The 439-nt window shown below is 69.0% G+C and carries 1 protein-coding gene; it reads right to left on the bottom strand.

All coding sequences use genetic code 11. The features are described 5' to 3' along the window. On the bottom strand, nucleotides 1-439 hold a 439-nt coding region (locus AB4Z02_RS19125; RefSeq protein ID WP_441972952.1), incomplete at both ends, for an aldehyde dehydrogenase family protein.

Here is a 439-nt window from a genome sequence, read left to right as displayed (position 1 = left end):
GCACGGGGCCGAAGATCTCCTCGTTCAGGATGCGGCTGCCTGCGACGACATCGGTGACGACCGTCGGCTCGAAGAAGTTGCCGTCCCCGTCGATCTCGTCGCCGCCGGTGAGCACACGCGCACCACGGGACACCGCGTCGGTGACGAGCGCGAGCGCCTTCGCGACCGCGTCCTCGTTGATCAGCGGGCCGATGGTCACACCCTCTTCGGTGCCGCGCCCGACCCGGAAGCGGTCGACCCGCTCGGTCACCCGGCGGGCGAACTCGTCGGCGACCGAGTCGTGCACGATGAAGCGGTTCGCGGCCGTGCAGGCTTCGCCGATGTTGCGGAACTTTGCGAGCATGGCCCCGTCGACGGCCTTGTCGAGGTCGGCGTCGTCGAACACGACGAACGGAGCGTTGCCACCGAGCTCCATCGAGGTGCGCAGCACGTTCTGCGC

This window comes from Pedococcus sp. 2YAF34, from assembly GCF_052114585.1.
Classification (GTDB): Bacteria; Actinomycetota; Actinomycetes; order Actinomycetales; family Dermatophilaceae; genus Pedococcus.
Note: the sequence above shows the minus strand (reverse complement) of the source record. Positions and strands in the feature narration are given on the sequence as shown.